Origin of the sequence: Methanosarcina siciliae T4/M, assembly GCF_000970085.1 — an archaeon.
Taxonomy (GTDB): domain Archaea; phylum Halobacteriota; class Methanosarcinia; order Methanosarcinales; family Methanosarcinaceae; genus Methanosarcina; species Methanosarcina siciliae.
On the sequence record NZ_CP009506.1, the window covers coordinates 4,664,101 to 4,689,305 of the forward strand.

General features: G+C 43.6%; 21 protein-coding genes. 11 read left to right on the plus strand and 10 right to left on the minus strand.

Features of this window, described 5'->3' with window-relative positions; all coding sequences use genetic code 11:
* Positions 1-242 precede the first annotated feature (242 nt).
* Complete coding sequence (locus MSSIT_RS19545; protein ID WP_048174109.1) at positions 243-830, plus strand: pyruvate kinase alpha/beta domain-containing protein; 588 nt, start codon at positions 243-245, stop codon at positions 828-830.
* 144 nt (positions 831-974) lie between these two features.
* Here MSSIT_RS19545 and hepT read toward each other — a convergent pair whose 3' ends face one another.
* Positions 975-1,514 carry a type VII toxin-antitoxin system HepT family RNase toxin gene (gene hepT, locus MSSIT_RS19550; RefSeq protein ID WP_231590065.1) on the minus strand — a complete coding sequence of 180 codons (540 nt, stop codon included), beginning with the start codon at positions 1,512-1,514 and terminating at the stop codon, positions 975-977.
* Positions 1,515-1,970 carry a type VII toxin-antitoxin system MntA family adenylyltransferase antitoxin gene (gene mntA / locus MSSIT_RS19555; protein ID WP_231590066.1) on the minus strand — a complete coding sequence of 152 codons (456 nt, stop codon included), beginning with the start codon at positions 1,968-1,970 and terminating at the stop codon, positions 1,515-1,517.
* Between the two features lie 122 nt (positions 1,971-2,092).
* Between mntA and tgtA the strand changes: the two genes are divergently transcribed.
* From tgtA to MSSIT_RS19575, 4 genes are all read left to right on the plus strand, one after another.
* Positions 2,093-3,565 carry a tRNA guanosine(15) transglycosylase TgtA gene (gene tgtA / locus MSSIT_RS19560; RefSeq protein WP_048174114.1) on the plus strand — a complete coding sequence of 491 codons (1,473 nt, stop codon included), beginning with the start codon at positions 2,093-2,095 and terminating at the stop codon, positions 3,563-3,565.
* Positions 3,566-3,825: 260 nt separating this feature from the next.
* Positions 3,826-4,767, plus strand: coding sequence for a UbiA family prenyltransferase (locus MSSIT_RS19565; RefSeq protein ID WP_048174115.1), 942 nt, complete (start codon positions 3,826-3,828; stop codon positions 4,765-4,767).
* A gap of 17 nt (positions 4,768-4,784) precedes the next feature.
* Positions 4,785-5,942 (plus strand): NAD(P)/FAD-dependent oxidoreductase, encoded by a 1,158-nt coding sequence (locus tag MSSIT_RS19570; RefSeq protein ID WP_048174117.1) that lies wholly within the window; start codon positions 4,785-4,787, stop codon positions 5,940-5,942.
* Between the two features lie 184 nt (positions 5,943-6,126).
* Entirely contained in the window at positions 6,127-7,266 is a 1,140-nt protein-coding gene (locus tag MSSIT_RS19575) for a radical SAM protein (RefSeq protein WP_048174119.1), read from the plus strand.
* A gap of 333 nt (positions 7,267-7,599) precedes the next feature.
* Here the strand turns inward: MSSIT_RS19575 and MSSIT_RS19580 are convergent, their stop codons facing one another.
* Both MSSIT_RS19580 and serB read right to left on the minus strand, forming a co-directional pair.
* Positions 7,600-8,457, minus strand: a complete 858-nt coding sequence (locus MSSIT_RS19580) for a coiled-coil protein (protein ID WP_048174121.1) — start codon at positions 8,455-8,457, stop codon at positions 7,600-7,602.
* Positions 8,458-8,497: 40 nt separating this feature from the next.
* Entirely contained in the window at positions 8,498-9,193 is a 696-nt protein-coding gene (serB, locus tag MSSIT_RS19585; protein WP_187151966.1) for a phosphoserine phosphatase SerB, read from the minus strand.
* A 414-nt stretch (positions 9,194-9,607) separates the two neighbouring features.
* On the opposite strand from serB, the gene MSSIT_RS19590 reads away from it, so the two are divergent.
* Positions 9,608-10,438, plus strand: a complete 831-nt coding sequence (locus MSSIT_RS19590; protein ID WP_048174122.1) for a F420-dependent methylenetetrahydromethanopterin dehydrogenase — start codon at positions 9,608-9,610, stop codon at positions 10,436-10,438.
* Positions 10,439-10,615: 177 nt separating this feature from the next.
* Here MSSIT_RS19590 and MSSIT_RS19595 read toward each other — a convergent pair whose 3' ends face one another.
* Positions 10,616-11,041: a DUF2111 domain-containing protein gene (locus MSSIT_RS19595; RefSeq protein ID WP_048174124.1), complete on the minus strand. Its 426-nt coding sequence runs from the start codon at positions 11,039-11,041 to the stop codon at positions 10,616-10,618.
* 80 nt (positions 11,042-11,121) lie between these two features.
* Positions 11,122-11,784, minus strand: a complete 663-nt coding sequence (locus tag MSSIT_RS19600) for a DUF166 domain-containing protein (protein ID WP_048174125.1) — start codon at positions 11,782-11,784, stop codon at positions 11,122-11,124.
* A gap of 191 nt (positions 11,785-11,975) precedes the next feature.
* Between MSSIT_RS19600 and tmk the strand changes: the two genes are divergently transcribed.
* Complete coding sequence (gene tmk, locus MSSIT_RS19605) at positions 11,976-12,593, plus strand: dTMP kinase (protein ID WP_048174128.1); 618 nt, start codon at positions 11,976-11,978, stop codon at positions 12,591-12,593.
* A gap of 98 nt (positions 12,594-12,691) precedes the next feature.
* Here tmk and MSSIT_RS19610 read toward each other — a convergent pair whose 3' ends face one another.
* Both MSSIT_RS19610 and MSSIT_RS19615 read right to left on the minus strand, forming a co-directional pair.
* Entirely contained in the window at positions 12,692-12,964 is a 273-nt protein-coding gene (locus MSSIT_RS19610) for a hypothetical protein (RefSeq protein WP_048174130.1), read from the minus strand.
* A gap of 137 nt (positions 12,965-13,101) precedes the next feature.
* On the minus strand, positions 13,102-13,839 hold the full coding sequence (locus tag MSSIT_RS19615) for a HisA/HisF-related TIM barrel protein (protein WP_048174132.1): 738 nt from the start codon (positions 13,837-13,839) through the stop codon (positions 13,102-13,104).
* Positions 13,840-13,951: 112 nt separating this feature from the next.
* Between MSSIT_RS19615 and MSSIT_RS19620 the strand changes: the two genes are divergently transcribed.
* Together MSSIT_RS19620 and MSSIT_RS19625 are read left to right on the plus strand one after the other, a co-directional pair.
* Positions 13,952-14,656, plus strand: coding sequence for a (5-formylfuran-3-yl)methyl phosphate synthase (locus tag MSSIT_RS19620; protein ID WP_048174133.1), 705 nt, complete (start codon positions 13,952-13,954; stop codon positions 14,654-14,656).
* Positions 14,657-14,756: 100 nt separating this feature from the next.
* Entirely contained in the window at positions 14,757-15,326 is a 570-nt protein-coding gene (locus MSSIT_RS19625; RefSeq protein WP_048174135.1) for a metal-dependent hydrolase, read from the plus strand.
* Between the two features lie 157 nt (positions 15,327-15,483).
* On the opposite strand, the gene MSSIT_RS19630 is transcribed toward MSSIT_RS19625, so the two are convergent.
* The gene (locus MSSIT_RS19630) at positions 15,484-17,334 is read right to left on the minus strand and encodes a DUF6541 family protein (protein WP_231590068.1); all 1,851 of its coding nucleotides are present in this window, start codon (positions 17,332-17,334) and stop codon (positions 15,484-15,486) included.
* A gap of 569 nt (positions 17,335-17,903) precedes the next feature.
* Entirely contained in the window at positions 17,904-18,809 is a 906-nt protein-coding gene (locus tag MSSIT_RS19635; RefSeq protein ID WP_048174137.1) for a polysaccharide deacetylase family protein, read from the minus strand.
* A 1,781-nt stretch (positions 18,810-20,590) separates the two neighbouring features.
* On the opposite strand from MSSIT_RS19635, the gene MSSIT_RS19640 reads away from it, so the two are divergent.
* Together MSSIT_RS19640 and MSSIT_RS19645 are read left to right on the plus strand one after the other, a co-directional pair.
* The gene (locus MSSIT_RS19640; RefSeq protein ID WP_048174139.1) at positions 20,591-22,336 is read left to right on the plus strand and encodes a disaggregatase related repeat-containing protein; all 1,746 of its coding nucleotides are present in this window, start codon (positions 20,591-20,593) and stop codon (positions 22,334-22,336) included.
* A 565-nt stretch (positions 22,337-22,901) separates the two neighbouring features.
* On the plus strand, positions 22,902-24,992 hold the full coding sequence (locus MSSIT_RS19645) for a disaggregatase related repeat-containing protein (RefSeq protein WP_048174140.1): 2,091 nt from the start codon (positions 22,902-22,904) through the stop codon (positions 24,990-24,992).
* Positions 24,993-25,205 lie beyond the last annotated feature (213 nt).

The window sequence follows — 25,205 nt, forward strand, 5'->3', positions numbered from 1 at the left end:
TGACAGAGGAAAAATAATTCAGATCAGGAGCGTTTATTCTAATAAAAATGCCTTCTCCGCCCAATGACTTCTAAATACAAACTGCATTGATGCCGGGGAAGAAAGGGGAAGGAAAAAAGTTTCATAGAAAAAAGGAAGATAACAGGAAAGAAATGCAAGAACGACAGAACAGAAACCGGAAAAACAGTCTACAAAAGCGGTTCGTAGAAAGAAAATAAACCAAACACAGGAGGAATTAATTCATGGAAAAACCAATTCTCTATCTGGACAGCGTAGGAGAAGAGAATACAGACGCAGTTGTCGAAGCTGCAGCAAAAAGAGCTGCAGAACTTGGAATAGCCCATATCGTAGTTGCCAGTACCAGCGGAAAAACCGCCCTCAAAATGGCAGAAGCAGTAAAAGCCAGCAACATAAAAGTAATTGGAGTAAGTCACCAGTACGGCCAGAAGGAAAAAGGCGAGTGGGAAGTCGAAGAGGAATACAAAAAGAAGCTCGAAGAGCTTGGTGCAGTAATTACCACCCAGTCCCACATGTTTTCCGGAATCGAACGCTCTATCACTAAAAAATTCGGAGGCTATTCAAGGCTTGAAGTAATAGCCGATACCCTGCGTTCCCTATTCGGCAAAGGCTTCAAGGTAGCCATAGAAGTTGCCATCATGGCAGCGGACTCAGGCCATATCCCTGTCTCTGACAACACCGAAATCATAGCCATAGGAGGCACGAGGCAGGGTGCGGATGTGGCTCTTGTACTTAGGCCGGCTCACAGCAACGACTTCTTCTCACTGCAGGTCAGGGAAATTATTGCAATGCCGCGGGCAAAAGAAGACTGATCCAGAAAAAGTAAACGAAGGAAAAAATGGGAAGAGGGGGGACTATAGTAACTATAATTACAACTGAGATATACATGGGATTCGCCCGAGGCGCGATTCAGATGACGTAACTCTGGAAGTGAAACTCTGCTGAAACTACCATAATTATTCGTATTTAGAAACAAGGTACTTAGCAACGTATTCAGCAAATAGTTCCAGATCGTCAATGTCGTTTTGAAGATGGGAGTAAAGCTTTTCCAGGTCAATATCTGCGTACATATGGACAAGCACGTTTCGCAAGCCTGCCGCCGGTGCTAGTTTTTTGGCAAATTCCTGTGGGAGGATGTCGTGCTTCCCAAGTATCAGGATAACTTCCCTGTAAGTATCCGGACGCCTCAGTTTCTCGCTAGAAATGATCATCTCGCAGATGTCAATCATGCAGGCAAGAGAGATCTCCATATACCTTTCAACCGCTCCCCTCAAAGTACGGTTGTTCTTTATGTCCTCAATATCACATGGCTGGTATTCTCTGAGAGTGCTGACATACTCTCCAAGTTGTTCCAGCTTGAAGTTAATTTCTTCAATCATCGAAATACACTTTTCCTGCCCCAAAATTAGTCCGCTTGAGCAAGCGTAGCGAGAAAAAAGGACCGCGTACTCCCGAGGCGCAATTCGGGTGGTCCAGCTTGAAGTTAATGTCTTCAATCATCGAAATCCACTCTCTGCTATCCTTTTCAAGCTCTCTTTTGCATGCCTTTCAATGTGGTATCGCTCATCCAGGTACCTGGACATGATTTTAGTCTCAAACTTTACCCTTAAAGGTTCATCAGCCTTTAAAATGATCCCGTTACGTATGATGTTATACGTCAAAAGAAGAGGTGAATCATTGAGCAGCACAAGGTCTATATTATTAGTTTTAAGAAGACCTGTAAGTTCACTTATTAATTCCAGCTGAAGGTCAAAAGTATCCTTTTGTAAAAGAGTATAATCAAAAAGCACAGCAATATCTATGTCGCTCAGGCTGTTAGCTTCTCCCCGGACGGTTGAGCCGAAAAGATAGGCTAATGTAACATACTCGACTCCGGAGAAAAATTCCCTTAGCTCCTGTTCAAGCTGTTTGAGATTTAATTGTGGCATGGCAGGCGACATATCATCAATCACCTATGACTTTATTCTTACCACTGTTTATAACTTGTGCAGAAAAGGTGTCTCTTTCTACCTTATCCTAATCTCCTGCAAGCCCCCAAAGATAAATATATCTGAGAGGCATCTATACCCCCGGCATGTCAGCGATATTTGAAATTCTCGATAAAGATGCAGGCGGCAGGATAGGGAAACTCAGGACTCCCCACGGGATAGTTGAGACCCCCACAGTCATGCCTGTTATCAATCCGAACATCCAGCTTATCTCCCCGACAGAAATGAAAAGCTTCGGGGCTGAAATTCTTATCACCAATTCCTACATTATCTACCGGAAAGAAGAACTGCGAACTGTTGCCCTTGAAAAAGGACTTCACGGGCTCCTTGGCTTTGACGGGCCAATTATGACGGATTCGGGCTCTTTCCAGCTTTCAGTATACGGTTCAGTGGAAGTTACAAACGAAGAGATCCTCGGCTTCCAGCAGAAAATAGGGAGCGATATCATAGTCCCACTTGACATCCCGACCCCTCCGGACGTCCACTTCAGGAGAGCCGAAGAAGAACTTGCAATCACTGCCGAACGCCTTGAAGCTGCCCGCAAATTCGTCCAGGGCGAACAGCTCCTGGCAGGTCCGGTCCAGGGCTCGACTTATCCCGAACTCAGGGAAAAGGCGGCATCTCACTTAAAAGCCCTGGACTTTGAGGTTTATCCCCTGGGAGCGGTTGTCCCGCTAATGGAATCCTATCGCTACTCAGAGCTTGTGGATGTAATTGCCGCATCCAAAAAAGGACTTTCTCCAACCTCACCTGTACACCTCTTCGGGGCAGGGCACCCCATGATGTTTGCTCTTGCAGTCGCTCTTGGCTGCGACCTTTTTGACTCGGCAGCTTATGCCCTCTATGCAAAGGACGGACGTTATATTACTGCAAACGGGACGTATCACCTGGAAAAACTGAACTACCTACCCTGCTCCTGCCCCGTTTGTTCCAGATATACTGCCGACGAGTTGAGAAAAGCCAAAAATAAGGAAGAACTTCTCGGAAGGCACAACCTTTATGCAACCTTTGCAGAAATCCGGCTGATCAAGCAGTCCATAAAGGACGGAAAACTGCTTGAGCTTGTCGAACAGCGCTGCCGTGCCCATCCGAAACTTCTTGACGGGCTGAAAAGGCTCTACACTCACTCTGTATGGCTGGAACAGTTTGACCCTGCAACCAAGAGTACATACTTTTACTGCGGGCCGGAGTCCTCCTCCAGACCGGAAGTCCTGCGCTTCGGAAAGCGGCTGGACAGGTTCAGCCTTGAAGGTTCGGCAATTATCCGCACAGCCCCTATTAAGGGAGAAAAGGGTTATGACCGGGTTCTGACATTCAAAGCGCCCTTCGGGGCTTTTCCTGTAGAAATGGAAGAGGTATACCCCTTCAATGCCGAGGTTCCGAAGTTCCCGGATTATGAAGCTCTCAACACAGCTCTCTCGAATACCCTTAAATTGATAGACCTGAACCCCAAAGCAGAATTTACCTTTATCTGTGAAAAGGAGTTTGAGCACCCGTTAATTAAAGAAATAGGGAAGAGAGCAAAGCTTGTATACCGGGAAACCTGGAAAAAAGAATAAGCATCTCACAGCCCCCTCAGGAAGCCCACCGGGGGTCATTTTACAGGTTCATAGTGGCTCAGGGGGCTCTCAGGCACCTCATGAACTCCCGGATTACCTTTAAAGGACAGAATTCTCCTGAAAAAGAGAAAAAGGAAACTTTTTTGAGATGCCAATGTTTATAGGACTAACTGTAAAAACCCCTGATAACAATGAAAAACCCGATAATTCTATAATACAACCAACCCTCAATACAAACCAGAAAATCACAGGTGAAACTATTGTCCCTTACAGCAAGAATCGGGGGACTCAGCCCCTACCTCCGGTTGCTGAGACCCGAACTCTACTACATGGACCTGACCCTCCCCGCTGCAAGTGCAATCCTTGCTTCCTACCTGGCAACCGGAGGGCTGCCCTTACTTGTACCCTTCCTGATTGCCGTAATAGGAGGCTTTGCGGCCATAACCAGTTCATATGTTTTCAATGACTGCTGCGATGTCGATATAGACACCATCAATATCCCTGACCGTCCATTGCCCTCTTCGAGAGTCTCGAAAAATTCGGCGATGATGTACGCTTTTTTGCTTTTGCTTATCGCAGGTGCCGCAGCCATGTACCTTAACCCGGAATCTCTTGTAGTCCTCTTTATCGCAGCTGCGACTATCACCATTTACTCAATCTTTGCAAAGCGCAGCACCTTCCTGAGCTTTCTTCCAGTGGGGATCTCCTACGGGCTTGTCCCTATAGGAATCTGGCTTGCGTTTGACCCCGCAGGGATTTTGAAGGGCAGCGACGGAGTAATCCTTCCCCTTCCTGCAATCTGTTTCGGGCTTATGATGTGCGTTACGGACTGGGCTTTTACTCTGGGAGGCGTTGCCAGAGATGTTGAAGGAGACCGGCTGAAAGGGGCTCCAACAATGCCCGTAACTTATGGAATCCCCTTTACCGCAAAGTTTGTGACCTTCTGGTGGATTGTTGGAGTTATTGCTTCCGTCATAATAGGCTGGTCAGCCAGGCTTGGACCTGTCTTTTTTGCAGGGGCTCTTGCCTCAGGGCTCTGGATGCTCGCCCAGTGCTTTGACTTCATCAAACACCCGACGCCTGAGAGGGGAGGTGCGCTTTTCCTTAACGGCTCAAACTACAGGGCAATAATGTTCGGGTCAATGATCCTGGACGTGGTGCTCTGCATATATCTTGGATCTTATACCTCTATTATCTGGTAAAAAAGGATTGGGAAAAAATGGATGCGGACATTATTGTAATAGGGGCGTCCCCTGCAGGGCTCATGGCTGCCAGAAACGCCTGTGAAAAGGGCGCGGATGTCCTTTTGCTGGAAAGAAAGAAAGAGATAGGAAATCCACCCCACCCTGCAAACTCTTTTTTTAAAGGGATGCTTGACAGGTGCGGAGAAAAGGCAGACCCTTCTTATGTTGTACACTACCTCAAAGGAATGAAGATCATCTCTCCGGGAGGATGCGAGGTAATAGTAGAGACTCCAGGCTATTCTATTGACAAAACAAAGTTTGACCGGTTTTATGCTGAAAAAGTAATGAAAACCGGAGTTGATATCAGGAAAGGAATAGAAGCAAAGGATATCTGGAGAGAAGGAGAGGAATTTGCTGTCAGCACTTCGGCGGGGAGATTCAGATCGAAACTTGTAATCATATCCGACGGCATAAATTCGAAAATGGCTTCTCTTCTGGGTCTGAAGACGATGAAGCACCCTGAGGATATCGCCTGGGGAACCGAACTGGATATCAGGGCACCCGGCCTGGGCAAGCCTGAGTTTTTTGAGTATTATGTGGGGAACCATGCCCCCGGCTGGAAGACCACGTATGCGCCCAGAGGAGGAGATAACGCCGCGATTGGAGCATATGTTCGCAGGTGCGGAAAAGATGCAACTCCTTACCTTAATGCGTGGGTAGAGCGTTTCAAAAAGATAAAGGGGCTCGAAGAAATAGAGGTTGTAAGAAAACTTTCCGGCGGAGACCCTATTGTCACCATTCCGGGCGAATACATAACTGACGGGATAATGGTAGTAGGAGGAGCGGCAGGGCAGTCCGGGATAGGGTATGCGATGAGGGCAGGCCAGATATGTGGAGATGTGGCAGCAGATGCTGTTAAAAAAGGGGACGTCTCAAGCAGTGCCCTTTCGGAATACAGAAAAATCTGGGAGGGTGAATTTAAGGTCGAGCACTACATTGGCCGCATGGGGCTTGAGACCCTGAGGAAGATGACGGACAGGGAAATCGATGAGATGACAAAGGTATTTGAAAAAGAAGACCTCTCCTTCATCCACGGCAGCGCATTTGAACAAGCTCTGCAGGTTTTTACATTCATGCTAAAAAAGAAGCCTTCAGCCATGCTGAAATACAGAGCATTCCTGAGGAATAAGTAAACCGGGAACCAAAACAGAACAAACTGGAAATGATAGAACGGAAATAAAAAGGAAAAAATAAAGCGGGAAATGAAGTAGAAATACAAAACGGAAAATAAAACTGAAATAAAGCAAAGTCAGAACAAATGGACCCGAAACTACAGAAAAGAAAAAATACCGCCAGAAAACCAGATGCAGGGAAAGTATGCAGTACGAGTTTTATAAAAATCCTCTTTTCAGGGTTTATGCCGAAGTAGAAGATGGATGCCTGAAGATGAAAACCGGGGGAGTAGCCTCTCCCCTCATGAAAAAGGTCCTTACGGCAAACATTTCGATCTTTGACGGCGAAAAGCCTGCAAATGTAGAAGCTGACCGCCTGATCTATTCTACCTGGATGCCTCCGATTCCGAGTCCGGGCTTTGACCGGCTTGTAAGGAGCCAGATGTCATCAATGTTCGGGAAAAATAAGCCTGACCAGGTAACGATCTCGATTACCGAGGACTGCCCCAACAACTGCATCCACTGCGCCCTTCCTGACACAAAGAACAGGGCAAAACTTGTGCCCGAAACTGTTAAAGATGTAATCGACCAGGTGCTCGAGATGGGCACAACCTTTGTGATCTTCGATGGAGGAGAACCCCTGACCTATCCGGGCCTGGAAGCCCTGATCAGCTATGTTGACCCTGATAAAGCCATTACCGGCATGTTCACCTCAGGGGTCGGGCTGACAGAAGAACGCGCAAGGAGCCTGAAAGCTGCCGGGCTGTATTCCCTTACGGTCAGTTTTGACAGCGCGTATGAGGAAAAGCACGATTATGTAAGGGGCAGGAAAGGAGTTTTCAAAAGCGCGGTTGGAGCGGTCAAAAACGGACTTGCAGCAGGGATACTTGTAAACATATATGTGGTGCTTTCGAGGGATAATGTCAGCGAGCTTGATGAACTCTACGCCCTTTCAACGGAGCTTGGAGTCCATGAACTCTCTTTCTATGAGATAGTCCCGACAGGTAGATGGATGGACCATGCTTCTGAGATCATGACCCCGAAAGACCTGAGAAAATTTGACAATTTTGTATCCAGGGCAAGGGAAAAAGAAGGGCCCAGAGTTTTTCCAATTCCGCAGATTATGAAGACCACAGGCTGTATGGCAGGAAGAAAGTGGCTGCACATCACGCCCGAAGGAAATATTCTTCCCTGCGCCTGCATCCCTATTCCCTATGGGAACGTCCACAGGGACAGGATAAAAGATGTCTGGAAAAAGATCAGAGAAGACCCCGCATATAACGCAAAGTGCTGCCTTATGAGAAATCCCGAGTTCAGAGAAAAATACCTGAAGCTTCGGGAATGAGCTTCAGGCTTTTAAAACAAATTTCAGATTTTTGACGGGAAAACCAGATTCAGAACTTATTTTTACCGAATTTTCTTTTTTTTCGCTTGCCTCAAAAGACCCAGCCGTCCAAAAATCCACTAACAGAATACTAACAGAATATAAACTGCGAACAGAAAACGAATAAGAATTAAAGGCTTAAAAAAGCTGGTCAACATCAAAAAAGCCAGCGTTAAACAGGAAGCAGATTCAGGCACTGCATCAGCAACAGAAAAAGGAATGCAGGCGAAGGTTTGAACCCTTCGCCTGCTCCGGAAATTAAAAATCCAGCGAACAAATCTATCCTATGATTGATTAGACTAAACCGGAACGCTGAAGAGTCATAAGGTCTTCGGTAGTGAGCTTTGCTCCGCCCTTGAACTTCTCGAAAATGGACTTGGCATCCTTCTGAAGTTCGGACTTGACGACACGGGACCTTCCGTCCTTGTCTTTTTTCCTAAGCTTGAAGATTTCTTTGTCGAGATCCCTGATTTCCTTCTGGGCGTTGATGAAAAGCTTGTGCTGTTCGTCAGCTGCTTCCTGGGCTTTTACGAATTCACGGTGTGCAATATCCGACTCGGCCCTGGTTTTGTCAGCTTCCTTGAAGGCGGTAATCATTTTCTCGTGGTATTCCTGGGCCTGCCTGGCATACTCGGCAAGTTCGTTGTGGAACTCCGAAGCTTCATCTCTGATCTGCTGGGCTTCGTCCAGAATGTTTTTCAGTTCGAGGTTGCTCTCGAGCTGGACTTTTTTAACATGGTACTGCTTCTGAAGCTGGGTGATCTTACCAACGAGCTCTCTTTCCTTACTTGTGCTCAGGACTTCGGTCTGCTGGGTGAATTCAAGGCGGTCGATGTCTTTCCTCAGGGATTTGATTGAGGGCCCACCGAGGTTGTTCTGCTTCCTGATGGAATCTGCCTTCGCAAAGAGTTCATTTGCTTTTGCGTTGGTTTCATCACGCTTGTTCTTGTATTCACTGACCTTCTCGTTGATCTCGTCCCTGAGAACTTTCAGCTCCTGGGCTTCGTTGATAAGGTCTTTTGTCTTCTTGTTAAGGTCGTTGCGCTTAGCTGCAAGAGCGCTGGCCTCAGCGTTCAAAGTATTCCTTTTTTCCTTTGCTTCTTCAGAAATGTCTTTCAGATCTGATCTTTTTTTCTGCAATTCCTTTAGCATCTCTTATTGTGCCTCCCGGTCCAGCAAAAAAGCTGGCATTTTAGTAGTGTTCGATGTCGACATGCTGTGCCTGATTACAACATTGATAAGAAAGAGATTCAAGAACAGGGATCACGGCTCTCAGGTCTTTTATTGTTATGACCACGTCCGCATATTCCCTAAGGATAGGCTTTGGATTGAAAGCTATGGCAAACCCTGCGATCTCAAAGATACAGGCATCATTTGCGCCGTCCCCGACAACCACACACTGTTCGGGCCTGACATTATAGAGCCGGACCAGTTCCTCAAACACCTTTGCTTTGGAGTCGCTCTGTGTGACAGGACCGACAACTTCGCCCGTGAGGCAGCCTTCTTCCACAAGCAGTTCGTTAGAAACGACAAAATCAATACCAAGCGTTTCACCTATCTTCTCGGCAGCAATGGTAAATCCACCGGAGATCATCGCAGTCTTATACCCCCGCTGTTTAACGTATAGAACAAGTTCAGCTGCTCCCGGCACAAGATTGATCTGATCTACAGCATCCAAGGCGGTTTCAAGGGGAAGTCCCTTGAGAAGTCGGACCCTTTCTGCAAGCGCTTGCTCGAAATCGAGGTCTCCATACATCGCTCTCTTCGTAATCTCCTCTACTTTGCTTACAACACCTGCAGCCCTGGCGAGCTCATCGATGGTCTCAGCGTCTATGAGGGTGCTATCCATATCAAAAACAATAAGTTTGTTTTCAGTAGAATTATGCATAGGACAGTTCACGCAATCAAAACCTGGACCTGAATATCTATAGATATAGCGGGACAATTTCCCGAAAAAGGGCATGCCACTCAAAGTACCGTTTTCAGCGGCATCCTCGTAGCCTGACATATATGCGCCCTAACATTAAAAGCCCACCAATGGATAAAGTTCTTCAAATTATAATGCGGGTTTCGCGAAACAAAACCACAAAACAACAGCATTGATGTCAACGTTTTTGAGTGAAATAAATCACATCCCTTTTAAGCTTTTCGGAGGACTGAGAAAAGATACCGAATAATGATTATAGATAGGATAGAAATATATAAAATAAGGGTGATATGAGAGGCAGATTGCCAAAAGGATTATAAACCCTTTAGGAATTCCAGTATTGAAGAAAAAGGTCAACATAGGATTTTGAGAAAAATGGTCAACATAGGTTTTATAAAAATGGGCAACCTGGGAATGAGCCAGGTTATCAATCTGATCCAGGATGAAATTGCAGCGCGCGAGGGAATAACCGTAAGAGTATGCGGCACAGGAGCCAAAATGGGACCCGCCGATGCAGCGGACACTGAAAGCTTCAAGCAGTGGAATGCTGATTTCGTGGTAATGATTAGTCCGAACGCAGCAGCCCCAGGTCCTACCGCAGCCCGTGAAATCTGGAAGGACGTACCCTGCATCGTAGTCTCAGACGGTCCTACAAAAAAGGAAGCTCGTGAGGCTTTAGAGCAGGAAGGTTTCGGATACATCATCCTTCCGGTGGATCCCCTCATCGGAGCAAAGAGGGAATTCCTCGATCCCGTAGAGATGGCGTCTTTTAACTCCGATGCTATGAAAGTACTCTCCAACTGCGGTGTTGTAAGACTTATCCAGGAAGAGCTTGACAAAGTAACAGAACAGGTAGCATCCGGGAAGTCAGGAAAAGACCTTGAACTTCCGCATATCTTCGCAAAACCAGAAAAATGCGTAGAAAGTGCAGGCTTTGCAAACCCTTATGCGAAGGCAAAAGCTCTTGCTGCCCTTCACATGGCTGAGAAAGTCGCACAGGTTAACTTCCCTGCCTGCTTCATGTTAAAGGAAGTCGAACAGGTCTGTCTCACAGCCGCAGCCGGGCATGAGATAATGGGAGCTGCAGCAATACTTGCAACCCAAGCAAGGGAGATCGAAAAATCCAACGACACAGTCCTCAGACAACCCCACGCAAAGAACGGAACCCTGCTGAAAAAGGTCAAATTATACGAAAAGCCAGAGTAAATACCGGAAAACTCTTCCCGGTTTAAAAATTCATACCCTGGATTTCATCAAAAACTGGAGGAAATATAAAAATGTCCCTCTCGAACCTTGAAAAAGAGGAGGGGGCAAAATCCTCCAATAAAAAGCAATTCTTTTTTTCCTTTTCTTTATAGAATCTTTTTGTAATCTTCTTCAGATTCATTTTTTTGCATCTTCTACTTCTTCCAGCACAGAGGTATATTCCTGAAAGACGGAAGGAAGATCAATTGTAGCCAGAAGATCCACAATCCCCATAGCTGCAATAACTTTCCCATCCTTTGAGCGGATGGGAGCAACTACCACATGTTTTCCACGGTACATGCCTTCTGTAGGAACTTCATGGGCAACTTTGTTTGTCTTTAACACATCTTCAAGTACAGGGCCTGTATAATCCCTGTCAAGGACTTTTCCCTTTTCCAGGCGAAGCCCCCTTCGTTTGAGGCTTCTGATAGTGGTAGGGAGTCCCGTCAGCGAATGGACCGCAACTGCTATTGGCTCAAGGTCTTCAGGCCCCGAATTTTCGGATATAGATAGGGAAATAATGTTTTCACCCCCAAAACGATACTTGGAAACCGGTACAGGCAAAAAATAGGAATTTCAGAAATTAAAGATTAGACCCCATTTTTCTGCCATATTTAGAATATATTTTTCCAAAGAATATATAATCACTCCTCATTCTCAAGCGCTTTTATGAACGCCTGCTTATGCAGTTCTCCTGACTCGTGAATCCCTCCCATCTCACCCCTGGAAGCCCGACAGGGATATTGCTGGATCAACAATCCGGCTTTCGGAGGGGCATCTTTAACCGGCACTCCAACAATCTCCTTTGCCATATACCACGTACTTCCACAGGGGGCACCTTTTATGACATCAACTTTAGCTATTTTCCCGTTCTCGGTCTTAACTTTCAGAACCGGTGACCCGAAAATCTCAGCAAAAGGGCTGTTGGCAGAGTTAGGTTCGAGAGTGCAGCAAATTTCATCCACCTCTATGTCCATCCCCGAAGCTTCGGAAATCCTATTTAGCTCGGTAACCGAAGCCCTGGAAGGCCCTCCGGGTATGATCAATGAACGCACCCCGGCTTCAGCGGCAAGCTTTGCAATTGCAGAAGTCAGATCAGGGTGCAGGGAATAGGTAACTACAATTTCGGCTGAAAAGACACCCCGGTCGAAATTCAGACTATCCAGAAACTCATCAGGTTCCTCAATGAAGACGGGCACGAACTCGGGTAGGTCGGCAGTTACAACTGAAAAATCACTGTGTTCCTTTATAGTATCAATAAGGCGGTGCCCGTACTTGCCCCGTGTTATAACTCCTATTACGGTCATTACTTTAAGCTATTTTTAATGTTTACATAAATAGATGCTCATTTTATCTCTTGCTTTTACACGTCATCTCTGAATTTACACATTATATCTATCTTTACACGTCAGCTAGCCGGGGCTTTCTGTAGAGTATAAATACAGATAATGCGTTTGAATGAAAACCTGTAAAGAAGAAAATAAAAAAGGCGGTCCTTATGCAAGGCAAACTGATCACACTTGAGGGAATTGACGGTTCAGGCAAAAGTACGGTTGTAAAAAAACTTCAAGAAAACTCTGAACTTCGGGTTTTTGAGCCGGTCTTTACCAGGGAGCCAACACGAGGTACCCTAACCGGAAATGCTGTCGAAAATGCCATTCAGTCGAATACCGACCAGCTTGCCGAACTCTTCCTTTTCACAGCCGACCATGCCGAACACCTGGCAAAACTTGTAAAGCCTGCCCTTGAAAAAGGAAAAACAGTAATTTCAGACCGTTATTCCGACAGCCGCTATGCATATCAGGGAATAACCCTTAAAAACCGCCTCGAAAACCCGCTTGAATGGGTAAAGTACCTGCACAGAGGTTGGACCGTTGTTCCAGACCTTACTTTTCTCTTTGATATCGAACCTGAGATCGCAGTTAAACGCTGCGGGAAACGGGGAGAACAAACTAAATTTGAAAAGATAGAATTCTTGCGGGGAGTACGGGAGCTTTTCCTCGGGCTTGCCGCAGAAGAGCCGGAACGTTTTGTAATAGTCGATGCTTCCGGTTCTCCGGAAGACGTGGAAAAAAAAGTTGTCCAAAAAATTCTCGACTTTGTCCAGAGGGATTGAATAAGATACTGCCATCGGAAAGTGAATTAAATGGCTTTAGGCATAAAAATTAAATATTGAACTGAAATCTAAAATAAAAAAGGAAAGTAAAAGTTCGATTAGAGTCCGTTATCATCCGCAAACCTTATCAGAGTTTCCCCTAGCATCCGGACATGCGATGGGTTGAGATTGAAACGGGATCTTTTCACGCCCCCTCGTTCCTTTGCGAGCTCTACGTATTCCTTTTCGAAACGGTCGCTGTGCGCAAGAGAGATAGTCATATACCATCCACCCCCCATCTTGATCTCCACATATCCGTTTCCGCTGTCTTCTCCCGTGTTTTCTTCTACTGGCTCTTCAATGCTTTCCTCAGCTACCTTTCTTTTTGCCATACTGCAACCTCGTAAACTCTTTACTTTCGTGCTGAAATTTGATGATCTGGATATGAATTTGCGAATTGGGTTATAAAGGTACTCAATGCCTTATATACCATAGGGATAAAACAGGAGTAAATTCTTCCCGAGAATCATTAATCGTCCTTTTTTATTTGTTCAAGCCCAAGGTTCATCACTTCCAGAGGAACCACACCTGAGTGGATTGCAGTTGCTACCAGAGCGCCCTTTATACCTATCCCTTCAAGAGCAAAAAGGTCCTCCAGGCCCCGGACCCCACCTGCAAGTAGTACGTCGTGTACGGAGCTCTCAGTCAGTTTGTGGAGAAATCCCGGGTCAAAACCCGAAGCTGTGCCAACCCTGTCAAGGTCAAGGAATATCAGGTCTTTTAAGGGAAGGTCGTTAAGAAGCTTTACAATTTCAAAGGGATCTTCCGGGATCTCAGGGTCCTGTTTAAGAAGCTTTCCATACTTGACATCGATACTTACACTGATACGCCCAGGGTATCTGTAAACTGCATCCCTGATTACTGAAAGCTTGCCAGTCTCGGTTCCTATAACAGCAGTTCCTGCAATGGAAAGGGCTCTGTCCACATCCCCCAGACAGGAAACCCCAAAGTCAAGCATTGTATCCGCTTTTAAACTTACCTCCCGGATAACTTTCGCATTAATATCGAGAGGGCCTTTGCCCTGCAGGGTATTAAGGTCGGCAATGTAAACCTCTCTCGGACGTAAAGCCTCCACGATTTCCAGTGGAATCGAGGTTCTGCATACAGTACTCGAATCGGAAACATGGCGATAATTCTCCCTTACCCCGCCTTTTGCAAGAACCACGTTACGGTTAAATATATCCATTACAAAGACTACTCGGAACATACTTATTCGATAGTTACATCATCCTATAAAAAAATATAAAATATAGTATATTGTATAAAAGAATCAATATACATCAAAAAAGATTTAACTTTATGTTAACTAGAGGCTTTATATGAAACTGCTTGTAAGTCCAATCAATACAGAGGAGGCGATTATCGCTTCTTTAGGCGGCGCGGACATTGTGGATGTCAAAAACCCAAAAGAAGGTTCCCTTGGAGCTAATTTCCCCTGGGTAATCAGGGACGTTAAAGAGGTTGTAAACGGCAGGCAACCTATAAGCGCAACAATCGGGGACTTCAATTACAAACCCGGGACTGCCTCTCTTGCAGCTCTTGGGGCAGCGGTCGCAGGGGCAGATTACATAAAAGTAGGGCTTTACGATATCCAGACCGAAGCACAGGCCCTTGAAATGCTCACAAAGATCACAAAAGCCGTAAAAGGCTATGATCCCTCAAAAAAAGTCGTTGCCTCAGGTTATTCGGACTACAAACGCATCAATTCGATTTCTCCTCTCTTACTCCCCCCAGTTGCCGCAGAGGCAGGAGTAGATGTGGTCATGGTAGACACAGGCATCAAAGACGGAAAATCTACCTTCGAATTTATGGATGAACAGGAACTGAAGGAATTTACCAACCTTGCTCATGAGCACGGGCTTGAAAATGCAATTGCCGGTTCCCTGAAATTCGAAGACCTTGCGATACTCGAAAGGATAGGCCCCGACATAATTGGCGTCAGGGGGATGGTCTGCGGCGGAGACCGGAGAACTGCGATCAGGCAGGAACTTGTAGAAAAGCTCGTGGCCGAATGCCAGATCTGAAAAGTTCCGTACACAGTTGAGTATAAAATGGTGGATCTTAGCTGCCCTGTTTTTCAGGAAGGCCAAAAAATAATTATACACCACCAACTTTTTTAATTTGATGTTTATCTTCGGGCATATAGGCATTACCCTGGGGATTTTCTATTCCCTGAACCGGTTATTGCCAAAAAAGAATATTCCGGTAGACTTTAAGTGGATCGCTTTTGGGGCGCTCCTGCCGGACTTTATCGACAAACCCCTTGGCAGGATAATCCTTGCTGAAACTATAGGCAGCGGGCGGATCTTCGCCCACACCCTCCTCTTCGCAACCCTGCTGGGACTGCTTGCAGCATATGCCTTCTACCAAAAAGGCTGGAACGTACCTCTCATTGTTGCAGGCGCTTCATTCTGCCACATTCTCGAAGACCAGATATGGAACTCCCCTGAAATCCTTTTCTGGCCACTCCTCGGCTGGGGATTTCCGAAAGATACGCTATCAGGAGGATTTATAGAATATTTCACGAGAATCTTGAATAATTCATACAATCCGGAATCTACAGGCGTATTTATCCCGGAAATGATAGGTTTGAGTATTATTCTCCTCTTTACGGCAAGTCACATCAGGTCAAATATAGAAGCAAAAAAAATCAGCCCTCAAGCAATGAAGAAAAAAGTAAAAGAACAGGACTAAAAAATTAGTCTCTAAATAAGTTGAAATACAGAATTAGAAACCGAAATTTTGTTTCACTCTTTTTTCATCTATTCGTCCTCTTGAGCGGAGCGAAAAGGACCTCGTGCTCCCGAAGCGAAACTCGGGAAATACAACTCTGCTAGCAATTCCGGCAGATTCAAAAACTGTGCTCGTAAATTTTTATGTCAAGCGAATCGTAAATCTTGCACAAAGACTTATTGTCCTGAACTTCGGAGCTGTTCCCGGCTGAGAAACCCATCTCAGACAATGATTTTTCCTGGTTCAAAGCCTCGGAAAAAGTTGTTACGACAAGATATAAAGGTCCGGTCGTTGAGGAATTATTCAAAGACATTACATCCTCAGGACGGTTTACAGGGGCGAACCCGGAAGTAGTGTAAACCCCAGGAAATACATCATATTGGCCCGGACTACCGGTAAAATTTCCTGAAAAGGTGGCATCTGTTTTTTCTCCGAAATACAGGACGTATGGATATTCAGCTTTTGATTCGATCAACCAGTTCATTCCTTCCACTTCATTCTGTGCGACAGCTTCCGAGATACCGCCTGCATATGGGGAGCTGAAGCAGCTGAAAAACCCTAAAGTCCAGAGAAGCCCCAGAGCTAGGATTGTAGCTACAAGTCCGGGGACATACCCCTTCCTGAGAAGAACAATATAAAGAGAGTACCCCAGAAGCGGGATCTGAGCAAAGATTATGAAACTCAAGTTTACAAATCGGTCAGGAGAGTAAGGGATAAAGGGGTTTAAGAGAAAGCCCAGCTCCAGGAAGAACGAGACTATATAAAGGAATAAAAAGCGTGGGTACCTGCGGACAAAATGCCGACAAAAACGTTTGCGGTTCTGCCATACGATTACTGTATTGATCAGAATGAAAATTAACGGGATGTAGTACTTGCCGTAATAGAGATTGAAAAGATGTATGAACTTGAAAATCCCAGGTTCCATGCTTGGAGTTGTAGAAAAACCTGCGTCTACCATAGTCTCAATACGCAGGGTAAGAGCCGGGAGAAAAATACCAAAAAACACCGAAGCGTACTTTGCGCAGAATAAGAAGCCCACCGAAGCAAATGACAGGAAAATAAATAGAGGGACTATTTTTCCCGAAGAACTGGAAAGGGAAGCCTGAACAAGATTCTTAAAATTGAAGATTTTTTTAAGAAACCCGGATTTAATGGCTTTACCTGCAAAAGTAAGCAGCAGAGCAAAACAAGCCAGGTACGTAAAGATAAAAGGATGAGCCAACGCAAGCAAAGGCATCATAAAGAGCAAACAAACAATCGAAGCCTTCCGATTTTTATCGGAGATTAAATTCCATAGCAAGAGGAGATAAATAGGAATAAGGCAGAAACTGAGGTAATAGGGAACCGTTGAGAACTGGAAATGCCCGAAATATGGAATAACCGAGGAGAGAAAAGTTATCATGACCAGTTTTTCCCGACTCATAAAGCCCCGATAAAAGAGAAACATACCTGTAATGAATATAATCGAAAAGAAAATAGGCAAAAAGTAAGATAATGCCTGTTCCTTCAGTCCCGATATCTGAGACAGAGCTGAAACCAGTAGAGGACCGGTAGGTGAGAGATTTGAAAAGGCAGAAGGCCCTGAAGAAACGAAAACCTCCGTATTTGTCAGGAATGGATATGAGAATTCATCTCCTCTTCCTACTGAAGCATAACCAAGCATATAGGGGACAATTAACACGATAATATGGACAAGCATCAAGGGGAAGACTGCCTCGATCTTTCGAGATGTCAGAAGAACAGAGCAAGAAGAGAGGTAGCAAAAGAGCAGAATCAGGAAAAAATGTAAAGGAAGCTGCTCATAGATATTAACGGCATATCCTTCAGGCTGGATTTCTCTGAGAACAAAGAGGCTGTAAACAAGTAATAACAGAGAAATCGATATTATCAGATTTAAGATTTTATTATTAAGTACAGACAATGTGTCCCCATCCTTCCAGAAAGTTGCAAAATCCAATTTCCTTACCATTATATATGGACTATATAAGGACTTCCCTGACAGTGACTATACTCCCGTAATACGCTTCCATATACAGGCTGCAGCAAGTAAACTTCCGTTCTAACAATTTACTTTATATCTAAAATTTTCCTTATAATTTCCCCTTTTTATTTTTCTTGTATCCAATCACTCAACAAATAATTAACTGTTATGCTTGATGAGCAGGTTAAAATACTTATTTTCAACGAAAGCAATTTAATCATAGATAAAAATACTCAAGAATTAAAAGATTTCGGGTTCTTAGATACAGGTTCTTAGATACATAACTAATAAACCTCCATCGTATTTCCATTATTTTTGAGATAAATGAATAGGATCATAAATTTCGGCTCATTCAGAATATAAATATCCAGAAATTGAAAACAGATCGCAAAGTCCTGAAGGATCCAGGGCTTTCCGGCTATGTACATACAGGATGAAAGATTAGAGATTAGGTCATTCAGAGAGCAAAAAACACCCAAAGAGAAGAAAACATTTGGAAAACAGGAAAAGGCAAATTCCTACCCGAAATTTCTATTTTGAACACTGAAAAGTTTCCTTTAAACGCATGATACTCCCGAATAATCCCTCAAACATATTTTTTCAACTTCGCTCATCTTACCCAGGACATGCCGAATCCTCTCCTCAACAAGCCTCCCTTTTATGCACCAGTAAAATGGCCTTCTATTTCCAAGAGAGGGAAATCTTGCACAGGAGATATCCAGAGGATGGAAATAGAAAATTGTGTGCCCTCTTTTTAGACTCTGCGTAAGCCCGTCAAGTATAAATGAAGACCCCAGGAATCGAAGCATAGGCCCGCCTGAGGAAGGAAACTTTAACCCGTGTTGGCAATAAGCCCAAGGAAACTCGATAAAGTTCCGGTCACTGCTTGCTTCAAGTTCGTTTTCCTCAGGATAATAAGGAAAAGAAGAAACGTTTCTGAGAGCTGAATCCGTTTTGTTGTAAAAAGAATTCACGGAAACGGATGAATCATACTTAAATCCCATTTTTTCAAGTGAGTCAACCATCCACCCGCCTACCAGAGCATTAGGTGCCCTGTAGCCTACCAGCTTTTCTCCACTGATCTTTTCGAGCATTTTCTTTGCAACCAGAGTTCTCTGCTCAAACTCTTCCACACTCATTAACGGTCTTTTTGTTTTAGGATCTATTTTACAGGCGTGGTTCAGCCCATGACAGGCAAGCTCATGTCCCCGATCTACAATTAACTCCACCAAGCCAGGGTAGTGTTCGATTGTATCCGCAACTACAAAGAAAGTAGCATTTATGTTAAATTCATCAAGAAGATTAAGCACCCTTTTTGTAGGCTCACTCAAGAAATCATACCTCCCGTTCCAGTTCTTGAAGAATTCGTCTACATTCCTGTAAACCGAAAACGGAGAACTGCAGACAGAAGGAATATGATACCAATCTTCAAGATCTACAGTAACTGAAAGACTACCGTACATTAATTCCCTCACCCCGAGCTATATTTGCTTTTTGCTTCATTGTGAAACCAGATTGAGAGTGCTTCATTGTGAAACCAGATTGAGAGTGCTTCATTGTGAAACCAGATTGAGAGTTCCACTAAGAGTGGCAATTTAGCAACTATGCATATCCCCACTGGCGTAGAAAGCTTTCCCAGCTAAAATAATATCTCCGGAGTATAAAAGATTTTTTGAGACATCAGAATAAGGAAAAGGGTTAAGAAGCACTGAATTAATGAAAGATTACTGTAACGGTGAAAACAAAATAAAAAAAATTATATCGGGAAGATAAGTATAAATAACAGATGTTATTTACAAATCGTCAAATCAGACATTTAGTAAAATACAGAGGCTTCATTCAAAGCAAGTTAATTCATGAATACAATTGTTTTCCTGAAAAAAAGAGATATGGATTTTCCTGAAACAAAGCAGATAGAAATCTTTTTCGGAAAATGTATTGCGAATGTATTGTTATAGAGATATATAAGAAGGAAATTTTTACAAGATAGAGATATTTATAAGAGATTCCATGGTAAGAGCCCTGATAAAACCGTTTTAGAACTGGTTTTTTAAGCTGCTACTGAAGGTTCGTAACCCAGGACATTTATTGGAACTGCTAAGATCTAAAACAGCTTTTGAGTTACAAACCAATTGAAAAAAAAGATTATTTCCCAAATTTCCGACATATCGGACAGAGTTCCAGGCCTTTGAGAAAAAGGCAGGCTCGAGAAATAATCACTGCCATACTCCTGAATATTAATCGTATTGCCGGAAAGAGAAAAAGTATTATTGTATTAGTCCACAGGATACGGCTTTGAAAATTGATGTTCAGCTACCGAAGCTGTCTATACTTCATCAATGCCATATTGATCTGAGTATTAAGAAATGTAGTTGAATAATCACTTCATTTAACCGGAGAGAAGTGAAGAAGACAAAACAATTTAACTAGAGTCCCCTTGTTGAGCAATTCTGCGGGGAAGAAAAACAGTCTCAATTATTTAAATATTACTCATGCAGGTTGGAAAGAAAGATCATTACTTACCCAAGATTGTTTTAATTTAGAAAACAGATAGAAGAAAACTCTATATATCCTAATTCAACCAGCTTGCCCCCGAAAATTCATGCAATTTTACCTCTTAAAACTGTTTTTTTTCGCCAAAAGGAATGTACAAGAATATAAAAATCACAAAATCTTTATAAAAATGTTTTGAAATATACCAAAAATATTTTATAATAGAATCACATAACTTCCAAAGTCAACTCAGTATAGCACAAATAAACAAAAGTTTCGCAGATGAGTTGACCGGACTAAAAGCTACGGTTGACAAAAACAGGAAATTTGATCTGAAAATATCCTGGAATTATGACAAATTTTGAATAAAAGTCCAGAGCTAGAGCTTCTTATGTCCGTCCACCTCAAAAAAACATCCACTTGTAACAGTGGGAATAAAGAGTGAAAAATCCTCTGCACCGTGTCCGCCCCACAAAACGCAGAGAATCGAATTGGATAGATTCAAAAATATTATGTAATTAGAATTTTGAGAAATATCCGGGGAAGAGTATACGATTATCCTGGAGTTTTTGAGTTTACTCAAATTCTAAATTCAATCAAAAGGCGATACGATGCTAAAAAAGAAGCAGGAAACCCTACTCCTGGGAATGTGTCTTAGTTTGACTGCCGTATGTGCCTTGGGAAAGACGCCAAAAAACTATAAAGTTTTTTGAATCTACTCAAATTCCAAATTCAACCCAAAGGTGATACGATGCTAAAAAGACAGATAGGAGCCCTATTCCTAGCAACATGCCTTATTTTAACAGCCGTACCCGCGGTGTTAGGCGCGCAGAATACAATAACTGTAAATCCGACATCTGGAACAAATGCCCAGACTGCAATTAATAGTGCAATTAATTCCGTTGCATCAGGAGCAACATCAAGTAACCCGGGATATGTCGTACTTAGTGCCGGCACTTACCAGATAAGTGCACCTATAATTTTGAAATCTAATGTAGTACTGAAGGGTGCAGGCGATAGTACAATAATCTATGCTACTAGCTCAGTCTGTAACTCCGAGGGATCACCCGCGTATATATTCGGGTCAGGTGTTACTAATGTTGAAGTGTCTGACCTTCAATTCAAAAGTACAGCAACCGGAACAAGTGATGGAGGTCATGGAGACTATCGAAACTGCATAAAACTCACGTCTTCGACCAATAGTAAAGTACATGATATTTTATTCACTCGCTATCTATATGGTGATGGGGTCAGAATCAGTAAAAGTTCTGGAATAAATGTATATAACTGCAGAATAACGTCCGCAGGACACGATGGAGTTTCATTTTTGTCCGGCACCAAGGATTCCAGAATGTATAACTGCTATGTTGAGGTTCAGACCAACACAGGTGTCAGGGTAGACAACTGTGCAAATATTGAAGTGGACCATAATACCTTCACAGGTAGCGCCGGATCCGGATGGTGCTGTGTTGAACTGGAAAATACACTGACAAATGTGAATGTCCATCACAACATTATGCATGATTACAAAGGATCAAGCAGCAGTGCAGGTATTGGGAATTGGAATGCAAAAGGATCAATTAGCGTCCATGATAACGTTATGTGGAACGTGTCCCCTTACGTTGAGGTAGGTTCAGGCACAAACACACTGGGACCATCTGATCACAGCGTTGAGAATTGGGTAGCAAAAGGGTATGGATATGGTTCTCTTGACAGTGTGTCAAGCTCACAGGATACAACTGTAGATTCTACATCTGAAACGGCTACCCAGACTGCAATTAGTGCGACTGCAACAACAGAAACCGAAGTTGCAACAACCAACGACCAGACAACAGTGAGTGAAACTGCTGTAACAGAGACTGTTCCTGAACAAGTAATTGAAACTGATAACACATCGTCAACAGAAGAAAATGCAACAGGCATTATCATAGACAACCGCCTCAGAGAAGCATCTCCTGATGTCGTTTACCAGGATAAGGTGTATATTGACATAGGAGGCAGGCCCGGGGTAGGGAGGTACAGAGACCTGATCCAATTTGACCTGAGCGAATACGACGATGCTGAAAATATTACCAATGCAACCCTGTCCCTTTACTGGTACTACCCTGATGGAATAGAAAGGCCGGAAGATGCGATAGTGGAGATATACAGACCTGCGGCAGCCTGGAGTCCTGAAAATGTGACATGGAATAGCAGGGATACCGGAGTGCTCTGGACACAGCCCGGAGGAGATTGGTTCGACATGAACAATACCTCTCAGGGAGATGCACCGTATGCTACGATAACCCTTAACGGAAGCGACATTCCGGACAACAGGTACTATGAACTGAACGTAACAGAGCTTGTAAAGAAATACGTCAGTGGAGAGTACGAAAATACAGGGTTCCTGATTAAGACCCGGTACGAAAATGCGGATTACGTGGCATTCTACAGCAGCGATATTGAAGACAAAGATAAGCGTCCAATACTGAATATCGAAGAGAAAGCGGTAGCATAAAAACCCTTACTTTAGAAAAAGAACTCAAAGAAGTTGTGGAAGTGCGGAGGAAATGAAAATATCCGTAACCAGCCTTTGAGTTCTTCCAGCTTATTTTTAGATAAAAAATTTCAGACTAAAACTGCGGAAATGAATTTTTTTTGCTTTTTTTATAAAAATCACCAGATATCGAATTACGAATTATAATTACTTATCTCATGAGGATAACCCGGAGGATTTTCCTGCTACTTTGCTTTAAAATTTATATTTAATTATTTCTTCAGGGACACTCCTTAATTAAAAATTGTAAGTTCTCCACCCCTGAGAGCTATTTAAACCTAAATTTACAGGGGTTTGATTCCGTATCTGGTTCAGCAAAAATAGGTATATCAACCTCAAAGATTTATGACTTCCAGACCTATGATACAATAATTTTAAAAGATGTCAGCCTCAGACGACATCCATACGCTTAAAATGAGGAACTAAGGATATAACCGGGATTTTTTCGCTAAAGTTTTTTGACTCTCCCAACAGATAAGTTTTTTTAAGCTTAGAGATTTATAGTTAAGTGTATTGGGGGTATAAAATGAGCGAAAATCAGCAGATATACAGAAGAGAGGAAAAGAAGAAAAAAGGAATCATGATCTTAACTCTTATAACTTTTCTTACAATTGTGACCATTGCCCTCTCAAATGCCCCGCCAGAACAGACTGTTTATGTAAATACTGACGGGAGTGGAGATTTCAACTGTGATGGAACCGATGACCAGGTCGAGATTAACGAAGCCCTCGAATACGTTGCAGAAAACCCGGAGTACACAACCGTTCATTTGAAAGGCCCCAACGCATACATCATCTCAGACAGCATTTTCATCGGAAGCGATACAGTCCTGGAAGGGGATTCCACAGCTGTGATAAAACTTGAAGATAAAGCAGACTGGCCATTGGAGAAACCTTTGATTACCCATATTGATAGTTCGGAAATACATAATATTACCATAAGAGGTTTTGAGATTGACGGGAACCACGATGGGAATAAAGAAAAAAGCAGAGGAAAAGGGTATCACAACCTGATCCATTTCCTAAATTGTAAAAATATTCGGGTCTACGACATGTACATGCACGACAGCCACGGCGATGGGCTGAAAGTGGTGAAAGGGTCCGAAATTCAGTTTTATAATAACACCGTATATAAACTCGGGCATGACGCTCTTTACATAATCTATTCTTCGAACATAGAGGCCTGGAACAACAGGATAACGTGCAGGACAAACAGTGGACTCAGGGTATATAACGGGAACCACGTTAAATTCTATAACAATGTAATCAATTCCGAAGGAGAAGGAGGAGCAGGAATTGAAATCCAGAAAGCAGGCGCTTCAACAGCAATGAATGATATCGAAATCTACAACAACCTGATATATGAAACAAATACCGCAGGCATCTGGATTACAGGCTACGGATCCGAATATTCAAAAGACTCTGCAAAAGACGTGTACATTCACAATAATAAATTTTATAATACAGGCATTAATTCCGGAGCTGACTGGTCAGGAGGAATTGTCCTCAACGGTTTTTACGATACCCTGATAGAAAACAACATATTCGATGGCTGCTACGGGGCAGCAATTGCCCATAAAGAAGTAGATGAAGAGTTTTCAGCCCCGGGCTCAAACTACACAACCATCGCACGAAATAATATAATAATAAATACCAAACCAAGCCCTACAGCCGGGGAAGGTTATGCATTTTATAACAAATTGCAAAACACCCACTCATTCATCCTTGAAAATAACTGCCTCTCAAACAATTCGGGTGGGAACTACATGTATGCAAGCTCTACCTCGGATGTAGAGGTCGATCCCGCACTTATCGAGCAGCTGAGTGAGAACGGATCTGCAGGGCAAAACCTACCCTGTGCAGACGCCATAAATGCCGGGCCACAGAAAATGCATTCTGAGATAGATGGGCAGGGTATGGAACAGGAAGAAGGCCTTAAATCGAAGATTGAAAGGGTGATCTCAAAAATAGTAGGGTTTGTGAAAAATACCTTTTTAGGTTTTGCTTCGGGAGAAGCGGATGAAGAAAACCTTAAAATCATCTCACTTTCGGTTGCCTCGGACAATAGGTTGAAAGAAGAAGCTCCGACCACAACGTACAGGGAAACCGAATATATAGACGTGGGGGAAAGGTCGGAGGGAGGAATATACAGGGGCCTTATGCTGTTCGAACTGAAGCAACTGGATGAAACGGGCAGTATTGAAAAGGCAACTCTTTCTCTGTTCTGGTATTACCCTGAAGAAGCCAGACCGGAAGATACTATTCTGGAAGTTTACAGACCGGAAAAATGGTGTGATGAACACGTTACCTGGGAAGAAAGAGAAATAGAAAGCCCCTGGCGGACCCCGGGAGGAGACTGGTACGATAAGAACGGTGATCTGCAGGGCACCACTCCGTATGCTACAATAACGATCAAAGGCAGTATACTTCCTGACAACAGTTATTATGAGCTGGATGTAACCGAGCTCGTAAAAAAATACGTCAGTGAAGAATACGACAATACAGGTTTCCTAATCAAAGCCCGCAATGAAAGCAATAATTATATTGCATTCTACAGTTCGGAATGGAAAAACAAAGCCCAAAGGCCAAAACTTACTATAGAGTATACAGACAAATAATACAAGCCTAAAATCCGCAATAGATCAAGGAATCTCGCTCAAGAAAAGATACAAGAGTATTTGTCCTTGTTTTTCTTTTATTCCATATCATGGAAGATCAGGTTTGGAGACGACCTCAAGCTTTTTCTGACCTCTGCCTGGATTGAGCTTTCCTAAAGATACCATTGATTACACAGGCCTCGAATACCTGGTAAAAATGCTTGAAAGCTCATT

Excerpts from the sequence above, each read along its gene's own strand:
- MSSIT_RS19600 (WP_048174125.1), bottom strand. The coding sequence starts at position 11,784 with ATGACCGTAATAGGAGTTATAACACGGGGCAAGTACGGGCACCGCCTT.
- tmk (WP_048174128.1), top strand. The coding sequence starts at position 11,976 with ATGCAAGGCAAACTGATCACACTTGAGGGAATTGACGGTTCAGGCAAA.
- MSSIT_RS19580 (WP_048174121.1), bottom strand. The coding sequence starts at position 8,457 with ATGCTAAAGGAATTGCAGAAAAAAAGATCAGATCTGAAAGACATTTCT.
- MSSIT_RS19630 (WP_231590068.1), bottom strand. The coding sequence starts at position 17,334 with ATGGTAAGGAAATTGGATTTTGCAACTTTCTGGAAGGATGGGGACACA.
- MSSIT_RS19610 (WP_048174130.1), bottom strand. The coding sequence starts at position 12,964 with ATGGCAAAAAGAAAGGTAGCTGAGGAAAGCATTGAAGAGCCAGTAGAA.
- MSSIT_RS19615 (WP_048174132.1), bottom strand. The coding sequence starts at position 13,839 with ATGTTCCGAGTAGTCTTTGTAATGGATATATTTAACCGTAACGTGGTT.
- tgtA (WP_048174114.1), top strand. The coding sequence starts at position 2,093 with ATGTCAGCGATATTTGAAATTCTCGATAAAGATGCAGGCGGCAGGATA.
- serB (WP_187151966.1), bottom strand. The coding sequence starts at position 9,193 with ATGCATAATTCTACTGAAAACAAACTTATTGTTTTTGATATGGATAGC.
- MSSIT_RS19620 (WP_048174133.1), top strand. The coding sequence starts at position 13,952 with ATGAAACTGCTTGTAAGTCCAATCAATACAGAGGAGGCGATTATCGCT.
- MSSIT_RS19590 (WP_048174122.1), top strand. The coding sequence starts at position 9,608 with ATGGTCAACATAGGTTTTATAAAAATGGGCAACCTGGGAATGAGCCAG.
- MSSIT_RS19645 (WP_048174140.1), top strand. The coding sequence starts at position 22,902 with ATGAGCGAAAATCAGCAGATATACAGAAGAGAGGAAAAGAAGAAAAAA.
- MSSIT_RS19625 (WP_048174135.1), top strand. The coding sequence starts at position 14,757 with ATGTTTATCTTCGGGCATATAGGCATTACCCTGGGGATTTTCTATTCC.
- MSSIT_RS19545 (WP_048174109.1), top strand. The coding sequence starts at position 243 with ATGGAAAAACCAATTCTCTATCTGGACAGCGTAGGAGAAGAGAATACA.
- MSSIT_RS19575 (WP_048174119.1), top strand. The coding sequence starts at position 6,127 with ATGCAGTACGAGTTTTATAAAAATCCTCTTTTCAGGGTTTATGCCGAA.
- MSSIT_RS19635 (WP_048174137.1), bottom strand. The coding sequence starts at position 18,809 with ATGTACGGTAGTCTTTCAGTTACTGTAGATCTTGAAGATTGGTATCAT.
- MSSIT_RS19570 (WP_048174117.1), top strand. The coding sequence starts at position 4,785 with ATGGATGCGGACATTATTGTAATAGGGGCGTCCCCTGCAGGGCTCATG.
- MSSIT_RS19640 (WP_048174139.1), top strand. The coding sequence starts at position 20,591 with ATGCTAAAAAGACAGATAGGAGCCCTATTCCTAGCAACATGCCTTATT.